This is a genomic window from Vibrio sp. 1078-1 (assembly GCF_033340475.1).
Genome location: NZ_JAWOWM010000275.1, coordinates 1 through 753, shown reverse-complemented (window position 1 = coordinate 753; position 753 = coordinate 1). Strand labels below are relative to the sequence as shown.

At 44.8% G+C, this 753-nt stretch carries 1 protein-coding gene; it reads right to left on the bottom strand.

What is annotated here, in order from left to right:
- Positions 1 to 753, bottom strand: a 753-nt coding sequence (locus tag R7190_RS27075) for an ABC transporter permease (RefSeq protein WP_318137828.1), incomplete at both ends; no start/stop codon positions are given.

Here is a 753-nt window from a genome sequence, read left to right as displayed (position 1 = left end):
AGCAACGATGCCCATCACTACTGGGTAATCACGCTCCATAATGGATTCGTAACCTAATAAACCAATGCCGTCGATGTTGAAGATAACTTCGATCAAAAATGCCCCTGTCATGAAGAACAACAGTGAGTTGCCAAAGTGAGAAGCAATTGGAATCAAACTATTGCGTAGCGCGTGTTTGCGTACCGCTTTCTTAAACGGCAAGCCTTTTGCGATCGCGGTACGGATGTAATCCGATGATAAGTTTTCCATCAGGTTATTTTTCATCGTCATGGTGAGCGTTGCGAAATCACCAATCAAGTAACAGATTAGCGGAAGCACAGCATGCCACATCACGTCTTTTGCGCGTTCAAAGAAGGTTTCATAGTCATCGAAATCATCACCGACAAAGCCCCCCATAGGGAACCATTCCAAGTGATAACTAAACAAAGTAATCAATAACACGCCAACCACATAGCCAGGCAAGGCATAACCGACGAATATCAAAATGGAGGAGGTAGAATCAAACACAGAACCGTGCTTGAGGGCTTTGTAATAGCCAAGCGGTATCGAGATGAAGTAGCTGATAAAGAAAGTCATGCCACCATAGAACAGCGAAACAGGCAGACGCTCTGCAATCATATCCGATACTGGTTCGTAATAACGCGTTGATTCACCCAAGTCCAACGTCACTAGTCGACTCAACCAATCAACGTAAGCTTCCATCACAGGTTTATCCAACCCGTAGAATGCGTTTAGCTCAGCGATTTGCTCATC